This window comes from Paraburkholderia sp. BR10141, assembly GCF_056155635.1.
In genome coordinates, this window is the sequence record NZ_JBMIQH010000002.1 from 14310 (window position 1) to 31244 (window position 16935).

General features: G+C 64.9%; 18 protein-coding genes. 8 read left to right on the forward strand and 10 right to left on the reverse strand.

The annotated features are described in order from the left end of the window. The first annotated feature begins 56 nt into the window (after window positions 1–56). Entirely contained in the window at window positions 57–614 is a 558-nt protein-coding gene (locus ACOJB8_RS02600) for a TetR/AcrR family transcriptional regulator (RefSeq protein WP_069266941.1), read from the forward strand. 76 nt (window positions 615–690) lie between these two features. Further along, window positions 691–1611, forward strand: coding sequence for an alpha/beta fold hydrolase (locus ACOJB8_RS02605; protein ID WP_475010951.1), 921 nt, complete (start codon window positions 691–693; stop codon window positions 1609–1611). Between the two features lie 12 nt (window positions 1612–1623). Here the strand turns inward: ACOJB8_RS02605 and ACOJB8_RS02610 are convergent, their stop codons facing one another. Genes ACOJB8_RS02610 through ACOJB8_RS02620 form a run of 3 tightly spaced genes read right to left on the reverse strand, consistent with a single transcriptional unit; the run spans window position 1624 to window position 2874 of the window. Next, window positions 1624–2367 carry a response regulator gene (locus ACOJB8_RS02610; protein ID WP_069266943.1) on the reverse strand — a complete coding sequence of 248 codons (744 nt, stop codon included), beginning with the start codon at window positions 2365–2367 and terminating at the stop codon, window positions 1624–1626. Continuing rightward, window positions 2330–2494 (reverse strand): hypothetical protein, encoded by a 165-nt coding sequence (locus tag ACOJB8_RS02615; protein ID WP_176732956.1) that lies wholly within the window; start codon window positions 2492–2494, stop codon window positions 2330–2332. Before ACOJB8_RS02615 ends, ACOJB8_RS02610 begins: the two co-directional genes overlap by 38 nt. After that, on the reverse strand, window positions 2491–2874 hold the full coding sequence (locus ACOJB8_RS02620; RefSeq protein ID WP_475010952.1) for a GFA family protein: 384 nt from the start codon (window positions 2872–2874) through the stop codon (window positions 2491–2493). The genes ACOJB8_RS02615 and ACOJB8_RS02620 overlap by 4 nt, the downstream gene beginning before the upstream one ends. Window positions 2875–3106: 232 nt before the next feature. Between ACOJB8_RS02620 and ACOJB8_RS02625 the strand changes: the two genes are divergently transcribed. After that, window positions 3107–3472, forward strand: coding sequence for a cupin domain-containing protein (locus tag ACOJB8_RS02625; protein ID WP_475010953.1), 366 nt, complete (start codon window positions 3107–3109; stop codon window positions 3470–3472). A 46-nt stretch (window positions 3473–3518) separates the two neighbouring features. Here ACOJB8_RS02625 and ACOJB8_RS02630 read toward each other — a convergent pair whose 3' ends face one another. Further along, window positions 3519–4835 (reverse strand): ATP-binding protein, encoded by a 1317-nt coding sequence (locus tag ACOJB8_RS02630; protein ID WP_475011213.1) that lies wholly within the window; start codon window positions 4833–4835, stop codon window positions 3519–3521. A gap of 186 nt (window positions 4836–5021) precedes the next feature. Then, window positions 5022–5942, reverse strand: coding sequence for a LysR family transcriptional regulator (locus ACOJB8_RS02635; protein ID WP_475010954.1), 921 nt, complete (start codon window positions 5940–5942; stop codon window positions 5022–5024). Between the two features lie 142 nt (window positions 5943–6084). Between ACOJB8_RS02635 and ACOJB8_RS02640 the strand changes: the two genes are divergently transcribed. Continuing rightward, window positions 6085–7068 (forward strand): aldo/keto reductase, encoded by a 984-nt coding sequence (locus ACOJB8_RS02640; protein WP_475010955.1) that lies wholly within the window; start codon window positions 6085–6087, stop codon window positions 7066–7068. Window positions 7069–7362: 294 nt separating this feature from the next. Here the strand turns inward: ACOJB8_RS02640 and ACOJB8_RS02645 are convergent, their stop codons facing one another. Both ACOJB8_RS02645 and ACOJB8_RS02650 read right to left on the reverse strand, forming a co-directional pair. Continuing rightward, on the reverse strand, window positions 7363–7653 hold the full coding sequence (locus ACOJB8_RS02645; RefSeq protein ID WP_475010956.1) for a hypothetical protein: 291 nt from the start codon (window positions 7651–7653) through the stop codon (window positions 7363–7365). 72 nt (window positions 7654–7725) lie between these two features. Next, window positions 7726–8118: a LysR substrate-binding domain-containing protein gene (locus ACOJB8_RS02650; RefSeq protein ID WP_069266948.1), complete on the reverse strand. Its 393-nt coding sequence runs from the start codon at window positions 8116–8118 to the stop codon at window positions 7726–7728. A 656-nt stretch (window positions 8119–8774) separates the two neighbouring features. On the opposite strand from ACOJB8_RS02650, the gene ACOJB8_RS02655 reads away from it, so the two are divergent. Further along, window positions 8775–10697 carry a hypothetical protein gene (locus ACOJB8_RS02655; RefSeq protein ID WP_475010957.1) on the forward strand — a complete coding sequence of 641 codons (1923 nt, stop codon included), beginning with the start codon at window positions 8775–8777 and terminating at the stop codon, window positions 10695–10697. A gap of 345 nt (window positions 10698–11042) precedes the next feature. Next, complete coding sequence (locus tag ACOJB8_RS02660) at window positions 11043–11480, forward strand: hypothetical protein (protein ID WP_069267048.1); 438 nt, start codon at window positions 11043–11045, stop codon at window positions 11478–11480. A 5-nt stretch (window positions 11481–11485) separates the two neighbouring features. On the opposite strand, the gene ACOJB8_RS02665 is transcribed toward ACOJB8_RS02660, so the two are convergent. From ACOJB8_RS02665 to ACOJB8_RS02675, 3 genes are all read right to left on the reverse strand, one after another. Further along, a complete protein-coding gene (locus tag ACOJB8_RS02665; protein WP_069266950.1) occupies window positions 11486–12856 on the reverse strand; it encodes a sigma-54-dependent transcriptional regulator in 1371 nt (456 codons plus the stop codon). After that, window positions 12846–14711, reverse strand: coding sequence for an ATP-binding protein (locus ACOJB8_RS02670; protein ID WP_475011215.1), 1866 nt, complete (start codon window positions 14709–14711; stop codon window positions 12846–12848). Before ACOJB8_RS02670 ends, ACOJB8_RS02665 begins: the two co-directional genes overlap by 11 nt. A 118-nt stretch (window positions 14712–14829) precedes the next feature. Beyond that, window positions 14830–16206, reverse strand: coding sequence for a 2-hydroxycarboxylate transporter family protein (locus tag ACOJB8_RS02675; protein WP_475010958.1), 1377 nt, complete (start codon window positions 16204–16206; stop codon window positions 14830–14832). A 111-nt stretch (window positions 16207–16317) separates the two neighbouring features. On the opposite strand from ACOJB8_RS02675, the gene ACOJB8_RS02680 reads away from it, so the two are divergent. After that, window positions 16318–16554: a hypothetical protein gene (locus tag ACOJB8_RS02680; RefSeq protein WP_141710796.1), complete on the forward strand. Its 237-nt coding sequence runs from the start codon at window positions 16318–16320 to the stop codon at window positions 16552–16554. A gap of 10 nt (window positions 16555–16564) precedes the next feature. Continuing rightward, the gene (locus ACOJB8_RS02685) at window positions 16565–16864 is read left to right on the forward strand and encodes a hypothetical protein (protein ID WP_406951123.1); all 300 of its coding nucleotides are present in this window, start codon (window positions 16565–16567) and stop codon (window positions 16862–16864) included. Window positions 16865–16935: the final 71 nt, after the last annotated feature.

Sequence of the window (16935 nt, forward strand, 5' to 3'; positions counted from 1 at the left end):
CCGAGCACCCATCCCAACCCCTGTCCCGCTCCCCCGGCCGCCCACGCGAGTTCGACATGGCAACCGTCGTGGACGGCGCCGTGCGCGTTTTCCGCGAGCGCGGTTACCACGCCACCTCCGTAGGCGATCTCAGCGAAGCAACGGGCCTGACAGCAGGGAGCCTCTACAAGGCATTCGGCGACAAGCGCGGTGTCTTTCTCGCCGCGTTCGACCATTACGTCACTACGCGCAACGCCGAACTGCGTCATCGCCTCGACAAGCAGTCCAAAGCAAGCGAGAAGATCCGCGTCATCTTCCTTTTCTACGCCGAATCTTCCCATGGCAGCGAGGGTCGGCGCGGATGCCTCGTGGTTTCCAGCGCAACGGCGCTCGCCACTTTCGACGACGAAGTCGCCACGCGCATCGAAGCCGCCATGCGGCGCACCGAAGAGATGCTGCGCGAACTCCTCCAGCAAGGCCAGCAAGACGGCTCGGTTGCAGCGGAAGTCCATGTCCCGGCGATGGCGCGCACGTTGCTCGCCCTGCTCCACGGCTTTCGTTTGATCGGCAAATCCGGGCGCACGCAGCGCGACATGCTTGCCGCGGCCGACGAAGCCATGCGCTTGCTGCGTTGAAATTTTTTTGGTTAATTTGGAAACGAATTTTTCCAATCTATGCCTGTGTTCCTCAAAACCAACGGAGCTTCACGTCATGAGTACGCTCTCACACGTCATCGATCACGGGCCGGCCTCGTTGCCTGACCCCGTCCTGCCCGGCTTCGCGCATCGCTTCGAAACCATCGAAGGCACACGGCTCCATTACGTAATCGGCGGAAATAAGGATGGCGAAACAGTTGTGCTACTGGCCGGCTATCCGGAAAGCTGGTTCGCGTGGCGCAAGGTCATGCCGCTGCTCGCCGGGCGTTATCGCGTGATCGCACCGGACCTGCCCGGCCAGGGCGATTCCGACCGCCCACAAGGTGGCTACGACACGCAATCGCTCGCAACCGCCCTGCACGCGTTGATCGGCAAGCTCGGAGCGCCCCGTTACCACCTCGCCGCCCACGACGTCGGCGCATGGGTCGCTTATCCCTATGCGGCGCTTTTCGGCGATGAAGTGTCGAGCCTCGCATTGCTCGACGCCGGCATTCCCGGCATCACGCTGCCGGAAGCGCTGCCAGTCGCGCCCGAGCGCGCGTGGCGCACCTGGCACTTCGCCTTCCATGCGGTGCCCGATCTGCCGGAGCTGCTGATAGCGGGCAAGGAGCGCGCGTATCTGGAGTGGTTTCTGCGCCGCAAAACGGCGAATCCGCAGACCTTCACGGATGCCGATATCGACGAATATCTGCGCGTGTTCACGAGGGAAGGCGGATTGCGCGCGGGGCTGGCCTACTACCGCGCGGCCGATGTTTCGGCGCGTCAGAATCGCGAGTTGAGCACGCGCCGCAAATTGCGGATGCCGGTTCTCGCGCTGAGCGCCGATCAGGGCTCGATTGCCGACATGGCCGGTCCGCTGCGCCCTTACGCCGATGAAGTGCAAGGCGCGACGCTGGCCCACTGCGGCCATTTCCTGCCGGAGGAGCAGCCCGCGGCCGTGGCCGAAGCACTGCTGCATTTCTTCGGCCGGACCTGACTCGGGCCGGCGTTACTCCGGCGCTTCGACCGTGGTCACCGCCGAGGAGAACACATACCCCTCGCTGCGCAGCGTCTTGATGTAACGCGGCTCGCGCGCCTCGTCGCGCAGGCGCTGGCGCAACCGGCTCACGAGCAGGTCGATCGAGCGGTCGAACGCGTCGGCCTGGCGGCCTTGCGTGAGGCTCAGCAGCTGGTCGCGCGTCAGCACGCGCTGCGGATGGTCGAGAAACACGCGCAACAGCCGGTATTCCGCGCCGCTCAGCGCGACGATCGTGCCCTCGGCGTCGAGCAGATGCCGCGCCGTGGTGTCGAGTCGCCAGTCGCCGAACGCGAGCAGTTGCGCCGCCTCGCTCACTTCCATGCCCGGCGGCAGCATGCGTGTGCGGCGCAGCACCGAGCGGATGCGGGCGAACAGTTCGCGCACGGCGAACGGCTTGGGTAGATAGTCGTCGGCGCCCATTTCGAGGCCCACGATGCGGTCAGTCTCTTCGTTGCGCGCAGTGAGCATCACCACGGGCACGGCGCGGAACTTGCCCGCACGCAGCTCGCGGCATAGCACGAGCCCGTCGTCGCCGGGCATCATGAGGTCGAGCACGATCAGGTCGGGCGCGCCGCCCTCGAGCACCGAGCGCATTTCGCGCCCGTTCGCGGCCAGCGACACGCGCATGCCGTTCTTTTCGAGGTAGGCTCCGACCAGTTCACGTATGCCGCGATCGTCATCGACGATCAGAACGTGATCCATCTTTTCCGTCATTGGTATTTTTCTCCTTGCGCCCGAGGCGTGAACGGGTTTCTGCGATGCACGAACAGTACACCGGATGCGCAATCTCCGCAGCCAGGCCGCTCGCCGCGAAGAACAGGATGGCGAGCAGGCGTTTCATGCGTCCTCCACCAGGGAAAGACTAGCACCGTCGGCAACCGACGCTTCGAGCGCGTAGACGTCCACGCCCTCCAGGCAGCCGAGATTGACGCGCCAGCCCGCCGGGTCCCTGCGCGTCTGATGAAACGGATAAATGCCGCAGTGCCTGCAGAAAAAGTGCTTCGCCACGCGCGTATTGAACTGGTACAGCGTGAGCGCGTCTTCGCCCGCGAGGATCGTCAGTTCGCGGCCCTCGAACGGCGGGCTCATCAGCGCGCCCTTGCGGCGGCACAGGCTGCAGTTGCAACGCCCGGCCGGCTCGATCGGCGTGTGGACTTCGAACTTTACCGCACCGCAATGACAGGAACCCTTCCAGCGGGTCGTGCTCGTCGACGTGCTCATCTTGCTCTCCATTATTTCGATGGGTGATGGATAGCGCGCCACCCGCCGCGTACAACCTGGAACCGCCCCGCCCGATTCGGGACGACAATGACCGCTAGCGCCCATCCGGCGCGACGCATATCGACCTGAAATGGCCGGCGATGACCACAGCCGGGCCAGCCACAAACCGGCATTGTTTATGCTCGCAAGCTGATAGCGAGCGAAACGCAGAGAACGGCTCCAGGAGGTCCCCATGAAATGTCTGCGCATCTACGCCGACGCCCAGGGTGAGTCCCATTTCGAGGACATCGATATCCCGCTCACGCCACTCGAGCTCTTTCCGAACATCCCGCCCATTTACCTGTCGACGTGGGAGCCGGCGAAGGCGGTGCGCTTCGGCTGGGTGCCGGCCGGCCTCAAGGAGGCGGACTGGCACACCACGCCGGTTCGTCAGTTCGTGATCTGGATGACCGGCTGGGTCGAGCTCGAAACGAGCGACGGCGACACGCGCCACTGCGAGCCGGGCACGGTCGTGCTGTGCGAAGACACCATTGGCAAGGGCCATCGCTCGCGCCATCCCGAGGAAGGCCAGTTCAACGTGTTCATTCCGCTCGCCTGAGTAACCGCTTGATTCGCACGACCGGGCGCTCGTGGCGCGCCGCCATTCACGCCTGCGCGCCGCGCAGCACGAGCCGCCCTTCCAGGCCGCCTTCGGGCCGGTTGCGCAGCGTGAGTTCCGCGCCCATCGCCACGGCGAGCTGGCGCGAGATTGCGAGACCGAGACCCGTGCCGCCCGTGCCCCGGTTGCGCGAGGTTTCGAGCCGGTAGAACGGCTCGAACACCTTCTCGAGCGCTTCCTCCGGAATGCCGGGACCGCTGTCGAGCACCGAGATCGTGACGGTCTTGTCCCGCGGCGACGCGCTCACCTCGATGGCCGCCGTGCTCCCGTACTTCAGCGCGTTATCGACGAGATTGCCGACGATGCGACGCAGCGCCTGCACGCGCGTGACGATCGCCACGTTCAGGCGGCGCTCGAAGGTCACGGGCGAGCCCGCATCCACGTAGTCGCATACGAGGCTGTCGAGCAGCGCATCCAGGTCGACGCGGGCGGGCGCTTCGCCGGTGCCGTGCAGCGTACGCGCGTAGGCCACGCCCTCCTTCACCAGTTGCTCCATCTCGTGCAGGTCCTGCGCGAGCTTGCCCGCTTGCGCTTCGTCGTCCATCTGGTCCACGCGCAGGCGCATGCGCGTGATCGGCGTCTGCAAATCGTGGGAGATGGCCGCGAGAATCTGCATGCGTTCGGCCACGTGCGCCGAGATGCGCTCCTGCATCGCGTTGAACGCTCGCGCCGCGCGCGCCACTTCGGAGGGCCCTTCTTCCTCCAGACGCTCCGCCTTCAGGTCCGGGCCGAGCGCGTCGGCCACACGCGCGAGTTCGTGCAGCGGCCGCGTGGCGGTGCGCACCGCGAACCAGCAGCACGCCGCCAGCACGACGAGCTGGGCGATGAGCACGGCCGGCAGCCAGCCCGACAGGGGCAGCGCGGGACCCGGGCGGTAATCGATGGTGAGCGGCGAGCCGTCCGACAGCCGCAGGTGGATCTGCAGGCGTTCGTGCTTGCCGGGCACCGAATTGGTCGTGAGCGCGTACTTGTCACCCAGGCCCGCCGCGATGGCCGAGGCCACGTTCTTCGAGCGGCTCGCTTCGGGCGGCTCGCCCGGCGTGCCGGGACCGAGGATGAAGCTATAAGTGCGCCGCGCGAGTTGCGGCAGCCACGCGGCACGTTCGGCCGCGGGCAGATGGTCGAGCAGCGCCACGGAGATGGCGACTTCGCGCGAGATGTAATTGGTCATCATGTTCGCGGTGGCGTCGTTGCGCTCGGTCATCGTGAGCTTGAACGACAGCCCCTGCGCGAGCGCGAGGCCGACGCAAAGGATCAGGGCGAGGCGCGCGAACAGCGTGCGCGGCCAGTGCAGCGCGCGCATTGCCGCGCCGCCCGCTAAAACCGGCGGTGTGCGGCGGGCCGCAAGTCCATCGGCGTGCATGTTCGGACTCCGTGTGCAGGGAATGATGCGTTTATACCCCATGCCGCGAGCGGCTTTGTATCCCACTGTATCGGCGCGGGCACGGGACACAATACATTGCAGGTCGGTTCATTTCACCGCGTCCTTTCATGTTTGCGGCTTGCGCTGCGGTGCGGCATCGGCCCATTCGCGCACGGCCTGCGCGAACAGGCGCAGCGCCGCGGGCGGATGGCGATTGGCCGGATAGTAAAGACAGAGCCCCGAAAACACCGGCCCCCACTCGGGTAGCAGGTGGACGAGCCGCCCGCCAGCCACATGCTCGGCCACGAGCGTTTCCGGCACCCAGGCCACGCCCACCCCGGCGAGCGCCGCCTCGACCATCAGGTTGAGGTTGCCGAGCGTGAGCGGCCCGTCCACGTCGATGCTGGCGCTCTTGCCGCGGTGCGCGAAATCCCGGCGGAACAGCGCGCCGCTCTCGAAGCGAAAGCGGATACAGCGGTGCTGCTCGAGGTCGTGCGGCGCGCGCGGCGGCGCATGCTGCGCCAGATACGCGGGCGAGGCCACCGCGCCAAAGCGCATGTCCTGCGTGAAGCGCACGGCGATCATGTCGCGCGGCACGTCTTCGAGCACGCGCACACCGGCGTCGAAGCCACCGGCCACGATATCCACGAGCCGCGAGTCCGCCACGAACTCCACGCGGATGTCCGGATAGCGGGCGAGGAACCCCGGCAGCACATGGCGAATCAGCGGGCGCGCCCCCGATTCCGAGGCGCTGATGCGGATCGATCCCGAAGGCCGGTTGCTCGCGGTCGCGACGTCGTTGACGGCGTCTTCGAGATCGGCCATGGCAGGCCGAACGCGGCTAAGCAGCCGCTCGCCCGCCTCGGTCAGCGCCACGGAGCGCGTGGTGCGGTTCAGGAGGCGCACGCCGAGCTTCGCCTCCAGGTTGCGCACGGTGTGGCTGAGCGCGGAAGGCGAAACGCCGAGCATGCGCGCCGCGCCGCTGAAGCTATGCTGCTCGGCGATCGTCACGAAGGCCGTCAGTTCGGATAAGCCGGTGCGCACCATCTGTGAATTTCCTTCAATACCCCATGCAAGTTTAGCGGCATTGTTGAGTGGCCTGCAGGAACCTACACTCGGTCGGGTAGAAGGCGGCTTCCGTGCGAACAGGAGCGCCGGTCATTTCAGTTCACGCAAAAAGGAGCAAGACATGCAAAAGCGCACACTCGGCAAGAACGGCCTCGAAGTTTCCGCGTTGGGCCTTGGCTGCATGGGCTTAAGCTTCGGCTACGGCCCCGCCACCGAAAAGAACGACGCTGTCCGCCTGATCCGCACGGCGTTCGAGCGCGGCGTCACGTTCTTCGACACGGCCGAAGTCTACGGGCCCTTCGTCAACGAGGAACTGGTTGGCGAGGCGCTCGCGCCGATTCGCGATCAGGTGGCGATCGCCACGAAGTTCGGCTTTCAGGACGGCGACTCGAAGAAGCCCATGGACAGCCGCCCCGAGCGCATCCGCGCGGTGGCCGAAGCATCGCTCAAGCGCCTGAAGACCGACCGCATCGACCTGTTCTATCAGCATCGCGTCGATCCGAACGTGCCGATGGAAGACGTGGCCGGCACGGTGAAGGACCTGATCCGCGAGGGCAAGGTCAAGCACTTCGGCCTTTCCGAAGCGGGTGAGCAGTCGATCCGCCGCGCCCACGCCGTGCAGCCCGTCGCGGCGCTGCAGAGCGAGTATTCGCTCTGGTGGCGCGAGCCGGAGCACAAGGTGATGCCGGTTCTCGAGGAGCTGGGCATCGGTTTCGTGCCGTTCAGCCCGCTCGGCAAGGGCTTTCTGACCGGCGCGATCGACGAGCGCACGTCGTTCGACCAGAGCGACTTCCGCGCCATGGTGCCGCGCTTTACGCAGGAGAACCGCAAGGCGAACGCGGGGCTGGTCGACGTGCTCGGCCGCCTCGCCGACGGCAAAGGCGCGACGCGCGCGCAGATCGCGCTGGCCTGGCTGCTCGCGCAAAAGCCGTGGATCGTGCCGATTCCTGGCACCACGAAGCTTTCCCGGCTCGACGAGAACGTGGGCGCGGCCAGTGTCGAGTTGAGCGCCGGCGATCTCGCCGCGATCGAAGCGGCGCTCAACGAGATCCAGGTCGTGGGCGACCGCTATCCGGCCCAGTGGCAGCAGCGGGTGGATCGCTGAGCCTGCGCGCACGTGCCATGTCCGTCGGCAATGGGCCGGCTACAGATCCGCCGGTTCGACATTCCTCGCTATTCATCGGAACCGATAGAACCTGGCAGCTACTACGCGAGTCGAGAATCCGACCTGCGGCGAAGCGCGAAGGCAGAGGCGTGTTCTATCGCCGCGTGCAAGGGTCAGCTCGTGGAAACGCCGCCATCGATGCGCCTGGCAAAAGCGAAGCCCCCGTTGACGAAAGGTCTCGGGGGCTTCGCGCTGATCAGTCGGGTAAATATTGGCGAGCCGTCCGGAACGCACTCAGAGATCGGTGGCTGCCAGTGTGATCCGCTCGTTGACGAGTAGAGGATATCGATGCTCGATCAGGCGAACGAGCCTCGATTTATTGAGCGCAAATGCCAGCATGAGTTGTTTCGGGGATCCCTTGCCGTAGCGATTGCCGGCCACGGTCACGCTGAATCCGCCATTTCGTATGGAATCCATACCAACAGGATTGCGCTCGCCGGTCTGAAAGCCGAGATAAGGCACGTGGCCGAGGCGGTCGTCGAAGCGCGTGAGCACGCTCATCGGCGTGATCTCATCGGTCGACACGTGTCTTTCAATGCGTCCGGCGTGACGCCGGGCAGATCGGCGCCGTTCAATTGCCGCTCGACCTGCCCCGGGTCATTGCAAAGAAACAGTACGCGGCCGGTCAATTCCAGTGTTGCCATCCAATTTCTCCTTGAGGGGAAATCTAGACGGCGGCGTGCGGCGCGATGAAGTGCTCGATCGGCACCTGGCGCTCGAGGATATCCCCACGTCCGCGCGGTCTTCCATACAGGCCCGCACTACACCGTCGCTGATCTGTTCGGTCAGGGCGATCTGCACGAGCGGGTAGCGCGCCTGAAAGTCCTTGAGCCGTTCCGGCAGAAAACCAATGATTGCGGACGCGTTAGCGAACAGGCGCACCACGCCCGCCACCTCGCCGCTGAGCGACCGGACTTCCCGCGCCAGCGACTGCAACTGGTCGTGCACCGCCACCGCGCTTGAAAACGCGTGACGGCCCGCCTCGGTCAACTCGACGCCCTACGTGCTCGCAATAATATCAATAGAGTCAATTAAAATCCGACCCGAATAAAACAGAAAGCAATTTAAAAGGGAAATATAGACGAAAGAATAAATTACATCGATACACTTCAGACCATCCCAGAACTGCCGATATAGCCGGCAATAGCAGGCGAAACACGCGATCCATGCAGTAAGCATTACCTTCTGCATTTGAGGTAATTAATACCTTGCTATTGGCGAAAATTGACTAAGTTTCGGTAATTGAAACTCGAGCCAATTCGTGTGACATTTTGTTACGTCTGATTTTCACATGGCAGGGGGAATTATCGGTAATATCCGCCGCGCGTCTGACTTCAAGCAGTGACTTCGTAATCTTCGTCCGAAAAAATTGCGCACGTCTCCCCTCCTTCAGGGATCCAGCGCAGGGCCGAATTCCCGACGGGGCAGCCGTAGCGAGGGTGCAAGATTTACCCACGTGAAAGCAAGGACAGATACGCACGTTCGCGCAATAGCGCGAGCCGCGCGGCGCACGTAGCGGGCGCAGGGCTCATCGAGCCGTTGTGCAGCGTCCGTTAAATCTCATTCTTCAGACCTTAGCCAGCATCCGAGCGCTATCGCGCGCCGTCGCCGGCTGGGCGTCGTTTTGTCTTTTTTTTCTTCGATCGATGAAACTCTTCTATCTCTTGCTGTCGTCGTCGTTGTTCCTCGCGGCGTGCGGCGGCGGCTCCGGAAACTCCGGTGCGAATGCAACCAATGCCTCGGCCACGGCACAAAGCGCGAGTGACGCGACTGCCATGGACGCCACCGCAAATGCGGCCACCACCACGCGCGGCACACTGCACTGCGGCTCCGCCGTGAAATCGGGCGCGAGCTCCAGCAGCGAACTGGTGAGCGTCGATACGCCGACCACGCAGAGCGGCCGTGTCTTCGCCTCGGGCGCGGCATTTCCCCTCGCGTTCACCACCAACGCGCCCGCGGCCGACACCGTGAACTGGTCGATCAGCGACCATCTCGGCAAGGTGGTCACGAGCGGCAGCCTGCGCGTGACGGCAGGCCCGGTGACGACCACGCTGAGCTGCTCGTCGACGCTCGCGGGCTACTTTGCCGTGACCGCCAAGCTCGCGACCGCCGGCGGTCAGCTCCCCGAACTGGGCACCCGTCCCGCCGGTACCGCGACCTTCGGCGTGCTGCCCAATCTGGCCGGCATCGTGCCGACTGTGACGTATTCGCATCAGGACCTGCACCGCTTCGGCATGCAAGGCGAAGACGACAACACTTCGGTGCTCTCCTCGCTCGGCATCTCGTGGACGTACGACCATCGCGAGCTGTACAACATGGAGCCGAACGGCCCCAACACCTTCAACCCGAACGTCAACAATCTCGACCCGTTCTACAACACGGGCAACGTGATGCGGCTCGTGCGGCTGGACGGCATTCCCGCCTGGGCGAGCCCGACCGGCGCGTTCGAGGACGAAGCCCTTCCGCCGAGTAACCTCTCGTACTACCAGAACTACATGAGCCGGATCGGTACGGAGTCGAACCTCATTCGGACGGCTTATTTTCCGAAGCAGGCGTCGAACTACTACCAGCTCACCTGGGAGCCGGACGCCCAATGGCAAGGCAACAACACGCAATTCGTGCAGCTCTATCAGGCCGTCTATCAAGGTATTCACTCGACCGACCCGCACGCAGTCGTGATGGGGCCGACCGATACGGCGCCGTCCGGCACGGCCGATCACCTCAAGGCCCTCGCGCCGCTCGGCTACGCGCAGGACATCGACGGCGTGACGACGCACGGCTACTACGACATCAACGGCAGCTCGCCTTCGTTCCCGCCCGAGCGTCAGGAAACCGATCCGGCCAACGCGTCCGGCTCGCTGATGGGACAAATGCGCGCGCTGCGCAGCGAAATGGCGGCTGACTACAAGCCGGGCACGAAGCTGTTCAGCACGGAGCTTGGCATCAGCTACGACAACGGTTCGTCGTACGGTCCCAACTATCCGACCGGCAATATCCTGTACGCGCAAGGCGCAGTGGTGGCGCGCAGCCACCTGATCATTCTGGGCGAAGGCGCCGATCAAACCTGGATCTTCTACGGTGCCGACTTCCCGGGCCTCGTGGGCTACGGCACGTTCTTCGATCTCGCCGACGCACAGGGTCAGTATGGCGCGCAGAACATCAGCCCGAAGCCCGCGGCCATGTCCGTCGCGGCCATGACGCGTATTCTCGACGGCACCAACACGCTCGGTCCGGTGAAGAAGACCCCCTCGGGCGTCTACGCCTACGCGTTCCAGCAGCTCAACAACGGCGCGGTCATCACGGCCTTGTGGACGCACAACAACAGTGTGTGGAGCGCGAGCGCCGGCTACAGCTCGACCTATAGCGTGGGCTACAGCCTCGCGGTGGATGCACCCGGCACGAGTGGCACGGTCACCGTGCTCGATGAAATGGGCAATCCGACCACGAAGAGCTACACCAACGGCAAGGTCGCGCTGAGCCTGACCGAGTCGCCGGTGTATGTGATTTCGCAGAACGCTTCGGTGGCGAGCGCCAATGCGACGCTGCCCACGGGCTACGTGGCGAACTAATCGAACCGGGCGGCCACCTGGTCGCGCGAAACAAGCAGTACCCCGAGGCGCCCGGCCCGCGGACATTGTTCTGCGGGCCGGGCGCCTCTTCCGTTTACCGTCGGCGAGGCATGCTTGCCGCGGTAGACTTGCGCTCTGTCCATCCGCGAGCCGGAACATGGAGAATTCGACGTCGACATCCGGCTGCACAGGTCCTTCACGGCCTCATCGGTTAGTGATTGTCGAGGGCATCGCTCTGCACGGCGTACGTGATCGCGACGCCTGCTCGCGGCACTCTCGAACCCTAAAATTTTCGACGCAGCGACAGAAATGAACGAAAATCCTGCGAAGCCACTGGAAAGCAACATGAAACGACTGTTACTCGCCGCACTCACCGCCGCCTCGTTCGTGACCTGCGCTCATGCGCAAAGCGACGCGACCGGCTCGTTCGCCACCGCCGCAGGCACGGTGCAATTCGTGCGCGACGACCGCGACTTCGTGGCGGTCCTCGGCAAGGATATCTTCGACCGCTTCGACGCGAAGACGCTCGCGCACTTCGACGAAGTGGGCCACGACAACAGCACGATTACGCGCATGCTCGTGCAAACCGCATACGGCCCGGTGCTGTACGACTTTCGCCACAATCCGCCGCTCGTGCAGCACGTGAACACGCGCATGACGATCAAGCGCGTGTTCTGGCAACCCGACGAAGTCGTGATGCAAGGCTCGGAGGGCTGGTTCCGGCTGAAGAACGGCGCGCTCACCAGGCTGCAATCGTCGACGACCACGTACCGCACCAATTAATCCGGTCAGAGGTCTTTGTCGTCCTTCTCGTCGCCCTGCGTGTCGCGATCCGCGATCTTCAGCTGACGCAGCTTGTGATACAGCGTTTTCTTCGGCATCCCAAGCTCCTCGCTCGCCTGGGCGACGTTGCCTTGATGGCGGCGCAGCGTGTTCTCGATCAGCATCCGCTCGAAATACGCCAGCTGGTCCGCCAGCGTCTCCCCTTTCACGGTAGCCGCGCCCGCTGAAAGCAGGCTGTCGCCAGTCAGCCCGAGCACGAAGCGGTCAGCGACATTCTGCAGTTCGCGGACGTTGCCGGGCCATGCGTGCGTCATGAGCTCGGACACTTGCGCAGCCGTCACGACCGGCGCCGGCGTGCCGAAACGCCGCGCGGCCGCGAGCACGAAATGCTCGAACAGCAGGGGAACGTCCTCGCGCCGCTCGCGCAGCGGCGGCAATTCGATCTGCGCGACGTTCAGCCGGTACAGCAGGTCGGCTCGAAAGCCTCCTTGCGCAGACACTTCCGCGAGGTCGGCCTTCGAAGCGGCAACGATCCGGCAATCCACCGGAATCAGCTCGTTTGCGCCGAGGCGCTCGACCACGCGCTCCTGCAGCACGCGCAGCATCTTGATCTGCAGCGCCATCGACATCGTTTCGATCTCGTCGAGAAAGAGCGTGCCGCCGTTCGCCCATTCGATCTTGCCGACGCGCTTCTTGATCGCGCCCGTGAACGCGCCCGCCTCATGCCCGAACAGTTCGCTCTCGAACACCTGCTCGGGCAAACCGCCGCAATTCAGCGCCACGAAATGCGCGTCGCGCCGCGCGCTGAAGTCATGCAGGCTGCGTGCGATCAGCTCCTTGCCCGTGCCGGTTTCACCGGTGATCAGCACCGACACGGAGGTATCCGCGAGACGCAGAATTTTCTTGCGGACCTCCGCCATGGCCGGCGACTTGCCCAGCACCAGCGCCTCGATCCCCTGCCAGTTGTGCAGCGAAGCGCGCAAGCCCTCGACTTCGAGCGTGAGCCGCCGTTTCTCGACCGCGCGCGCCACGCGGCCCGCGATGACATCAGAGGAGAAGGGTTTTTCGATGAAGTCGTAGGCGCCCACGCGCATCGCGCTGACCGCCGTCGAAATGTCCGCATGCCCGCTGATCAGCAGCACCGGAATTTGCGGGTCGATCGCCATCACGTGATCGAGCAGTTGCAGGCCGTCGATGCCGGGCATGCGTACGTCGGAGACGATCACGATCGGCGCGCCCGGCGCGATGTCGGCATACGCATCGGCCGCCGACGCATAGGCGCTCACCGGAAAGCCCGCCAGCGCCACCGCCTGCTCGACGCCGATGCGGACATTCTCGTCATCCTCGACGACCAGCACCCGAATCTCATCTGCCATGTTCTGTCCTTTGCGGCTCGGCGGCCGCGAATTCGATCGTGAAGCGGGCTCCGCCTTCGTCGCGATTCGTTGCGGTGATTTTCGCGCCAAAGCCTTCGACGATGCGCGACGTGATCGCGAGCCCGAGCCCGAGTCCTTGCCCGCGCGGCTTGGTCGTCACGAACGGCTCGAACAGGTGCGCCAGCACATCCGGCGCGATGCCGGGGCCGCTATCCTCGATCGTGAAGCGCACACGGCCTTGCGCGTCAGGCTCACTCGCCTCGATCGCGATCACGCGCGTGCTCGCGGCGCGCACGGCGTCGAGCGCATTGCCGAGCAGATTGACGATCACCTGCTGCAGCTGACTCGACTCCGCATACACCGTCGTACCCGGCGCGATCCGCACATCGAGCCGCACCGCTTCGTCGCGGATTCGCGACTCGTAGATGAGCCGCGCATGTGCGACCGCTTCGCCGAGCGACACCGCCACGCGCTCCACTTCCGGCTTGCGCGCGAACGCCTTCAGCTCGCTCGTGAGCACCGCCATGCTGTCCACGAGACGGCCGACGCGCTCGAGATTGGCGATCGCTTGTGCGCCCTGATTGCGCTCGAAGAAGGTACGCGCATTGTCGCAGAGCGTGCGGATCGCGACGAGCGGCTGGTTCAGTTCGTGTGTGAGCCCCGCCGCCATCTGGCCGATCACCGCAAGCTTGCCGGCATGGACGACTTCCTGCTGCGTGGCGCGCAGACGCTGCTCGGTGCGTTCGCGCTCGGCGATCTCGCGCTGCATCTGCGCGTTCGCTTGCGTGAGCGCGGCGGTCCGCTGCGCCACGGTCGTTTCCAGCTGATCGTTCGCGCGCCGCAAGGCTTCTTGCGCCTTGAGCTTCTCCACGATCACACGGCGGCGCTGCACCGCATACAGCGCGTAGAGCGCGGCGATCAGAAACACGCCCGTCACGAACGCGAACGCAAGCCGTTGCTGGCGCCGCGCGCCCGCCGTGTCGAGCAGCACCATGATCGTGTCCTGCCCTTGCGGCGCGGGGCGCGACATCACGAGAAAGCGGGCCGTGCGGCCCGCGCGGCGCAGGTCGGGGAAGATGCCGATCCACGCGCTGTCATTCCAGTCGCCCACGCGCCGGTATCGGAGCGCCTCGACGATGCGCCCCGCGTATTGGCGCGATGCCTGGATATCGCGCTGCTGCGGCTCGGTCATCGCGCGCATCGCGGTGAATTTCCATTCGGGCTGGGTCGAGATCACGATCACGCCGTTGCCGTCGACGACGATGGCCGCCTCGCCAGGCGTGCGCCACGCGGATTCGAGCGCGTCGACGCTGACCTTCACGGCTGCCGCGCCGATCGCCGTGTCGCCGTCGTGAATCGCACTGGCGAAGTAGAGCCCGGGAATGCCGGTGTTCGTGCCGATGCCGAAGAAGCGGCCGCGGCCCTGCGCGAGCGCGTCCTTGAAGTACGGGCGATACGACACGTTGGTGCCGACGAAGCTGACCGGCTGATTCCAGTTGCTCGCGGCGACCACCGTGCCGTGCGCGTCGATCACGTCGACCGCGCCGCTGCCGACATCGTTGTTGACCGCTTCGAGATAAGCATCGACCGCGGGCAACATGCCATGCGCTTCAGCGGGCGGCGCCTTGAGCAACGCGCGCACGCTGTCCTGGCGCGCCACGAGCGCGGGGACCATCTCGAAGCGTCCCAGCTCGCTTTTCAGGCTCGCCGCGTAAAGATCGAGCCGATGCTCGCCGACGTCGGCCAGCGCATCGATCGCACGGTTCCATGCGAACTCCACCGCGGCGGCGGCCGCACCGACATACAGCACGGCCGCCGCCGCCCATCCCCACCATGGAATGCCCTTGTAACGCATCTGCACGTTCGCCCTCGTCGATTGGCTGCCGCCAGACGGCGGGTTCAGCGGATACCGCGCGCCGGATGCACCGGCGCCACGATCGCGAAGGCGCGTACGAGGGGCGCACAGCAGCGCGTCATGCGCCGAAACGCGCGAGCAGAATGAGCGTCACGGTCACGACGATGGCGCCGCCAATGCGCGTGGCGATCTGCGCGAACGGCATGAGCTGCATGCGGTTCGCGGCGGTGAGGATCGCCACGTCGCCGGTGCCGCCCTGGCCGCTGTGGCACGCGTTCACGATTGCGGTGTCGATAGGGTACATCTTCATCAGGCGGCCCACCACGAAGCCCGTGCCCATCAGCGTAACGACGGTCGCGGCGATCGTCACGACATTGACGAGCGTGAACGCGGCCATGAGCTTGTCCCACGGCGTCATCGCCACGCCGATCGCGAACAGCAGCGGATAGGTGACCGCAGTCGAGAAGAACTTGTAGACCACGAACGCGCCTTCCTGCAGCGGCGGCGAAACCGCGCGCGCGAGCTTCACGAGCACGGCGAGGAACAGCATCGCCACCGGCGCGGGCAGGCCGAACAGCTTGTTCGCCATCAGGCCGATGAGGTACAGCGTGATCGCGGTGATGCCGGCAGCCGCGATGTGGCTCACGTCCACGTGGCCGCGAGCTTCGTCGTTCGACGACGCCAGTTCGTCGCTCGCGCCGACTTGCAGACGGCCGTTGCCGGTGAGATGCGGCATACGCTTGCCCAGCATGTCGAGCATGCCCGAGAGGATGATCGCCATGAGGCTGCCGAGCATCACGGGCGGCAAGACCTGCGCGAACAGGTCGCCTTGCGCGACGTGCATGATTTCCGAATAGCCCACGGAAAGCGGAATCGCGCCTTCGCCCACGCCGCCGGCCATGATCGGCACGACGATGTAGAGCAGCGTGTGCTTGACGCCGAGACCGAGCGCCGCGCCAACCGCGGTGCCCACGATGGTCGCCGCCACCGTGCCGGCCGCAAGCGGAATGAAGATCTTCAGGAAACCTTGAATCAGCACGCGCCGGTCCATGCTGAGAATGCTGCCGACGATGATCGAGGCGATGAAGAGATAGAGGAAGTTGGTCTGCTTCGTGAACTCGACCGTGAGGTGCTGCACGGGCGTGGGCAGCACGTGGTAGTACACGAGCGCCGAGGGCACGAAGGTCGCGAGAATCGCCGCCGCGCCGATATTGCGCAGCAGCGGCAGGCGCTTGCCGAGTTCGGCGCACGTGAAGCCGCAGAAAGCGAGCACGGCGATGGCCATCGAGATCTCGCCGGGCACCTTGCCGGTGACCGCGAAGCCCGCGATCAGCGCAAACAGGATCACGTAGATCGGCAGCGGAATGATGCCGATGCGAATTTCCATCAGCTTCCACCAGCCTTCGGGCCAGAAGCGGGTTTGCGTTGTTTGGGATGACTCGGGGACCGCCTGGTTGACCTGCGAGGCGGCGGATACGGATGCACTGTTCTGCACGGGATGTCTCCTTCGTTTTCGCGACCGGACTGCGTCGCATCTCCGGTGCTTGTTTAATGAGGGCTGCGGGCTATTAGGGATAGGCCGTCGGAGCTCTATAAAGCAGTAGCCGTGCCAGCGCGCATCGACGTCTGGAACAATCCGCAACACATTGATTTCTTTGCCATTTTCCGGAACGCCACTCGGCTCGAATCCGCCATCGATCCGAGATTTCAGAATCGGCTCGAGCCGGAGGCCGAAATCTCGGCCTGCCTCGACCCGACCGTTGAGTGTATGGCAAGAGTGAGTTTCAGAATTCGCTCTGGAACGGCGCCGATCGTTGGCAGAAGATGGATCACCGCAATGTGAGGAGTGAGCCATGAAGATCGTCTTGCCAGGATGCGCCGTCGTTTGCGCCGCGGCGCTATGGAGTGCCGGCGCGCTGGCCGCGCCGCCGGGTTCGGCTTACCAGACGCCTGTGCAGTTATCGAGCGGAAGGAATCTGCTTTGCAGCGTGAACGCACCACAGCCTGCCGGCGAAGCGGCCGCGCTCACGCGTCGCGAGCAGGTGCAAGCCGATGTCCTCGCCACGCAGCCTTTGAGGCTCGTGAGCGGACCGGCATCGCCTTACCCCTCTGCCTATACGGCGCCGAGCGTTGCCTGCGTGGACGCGGGTTGATGCCGCAGAAAGCGCCGCGGGGCTCGATTCGCCTGACGAATCGAGCCCCGCGTGCTACGAAGTTGAGTGAG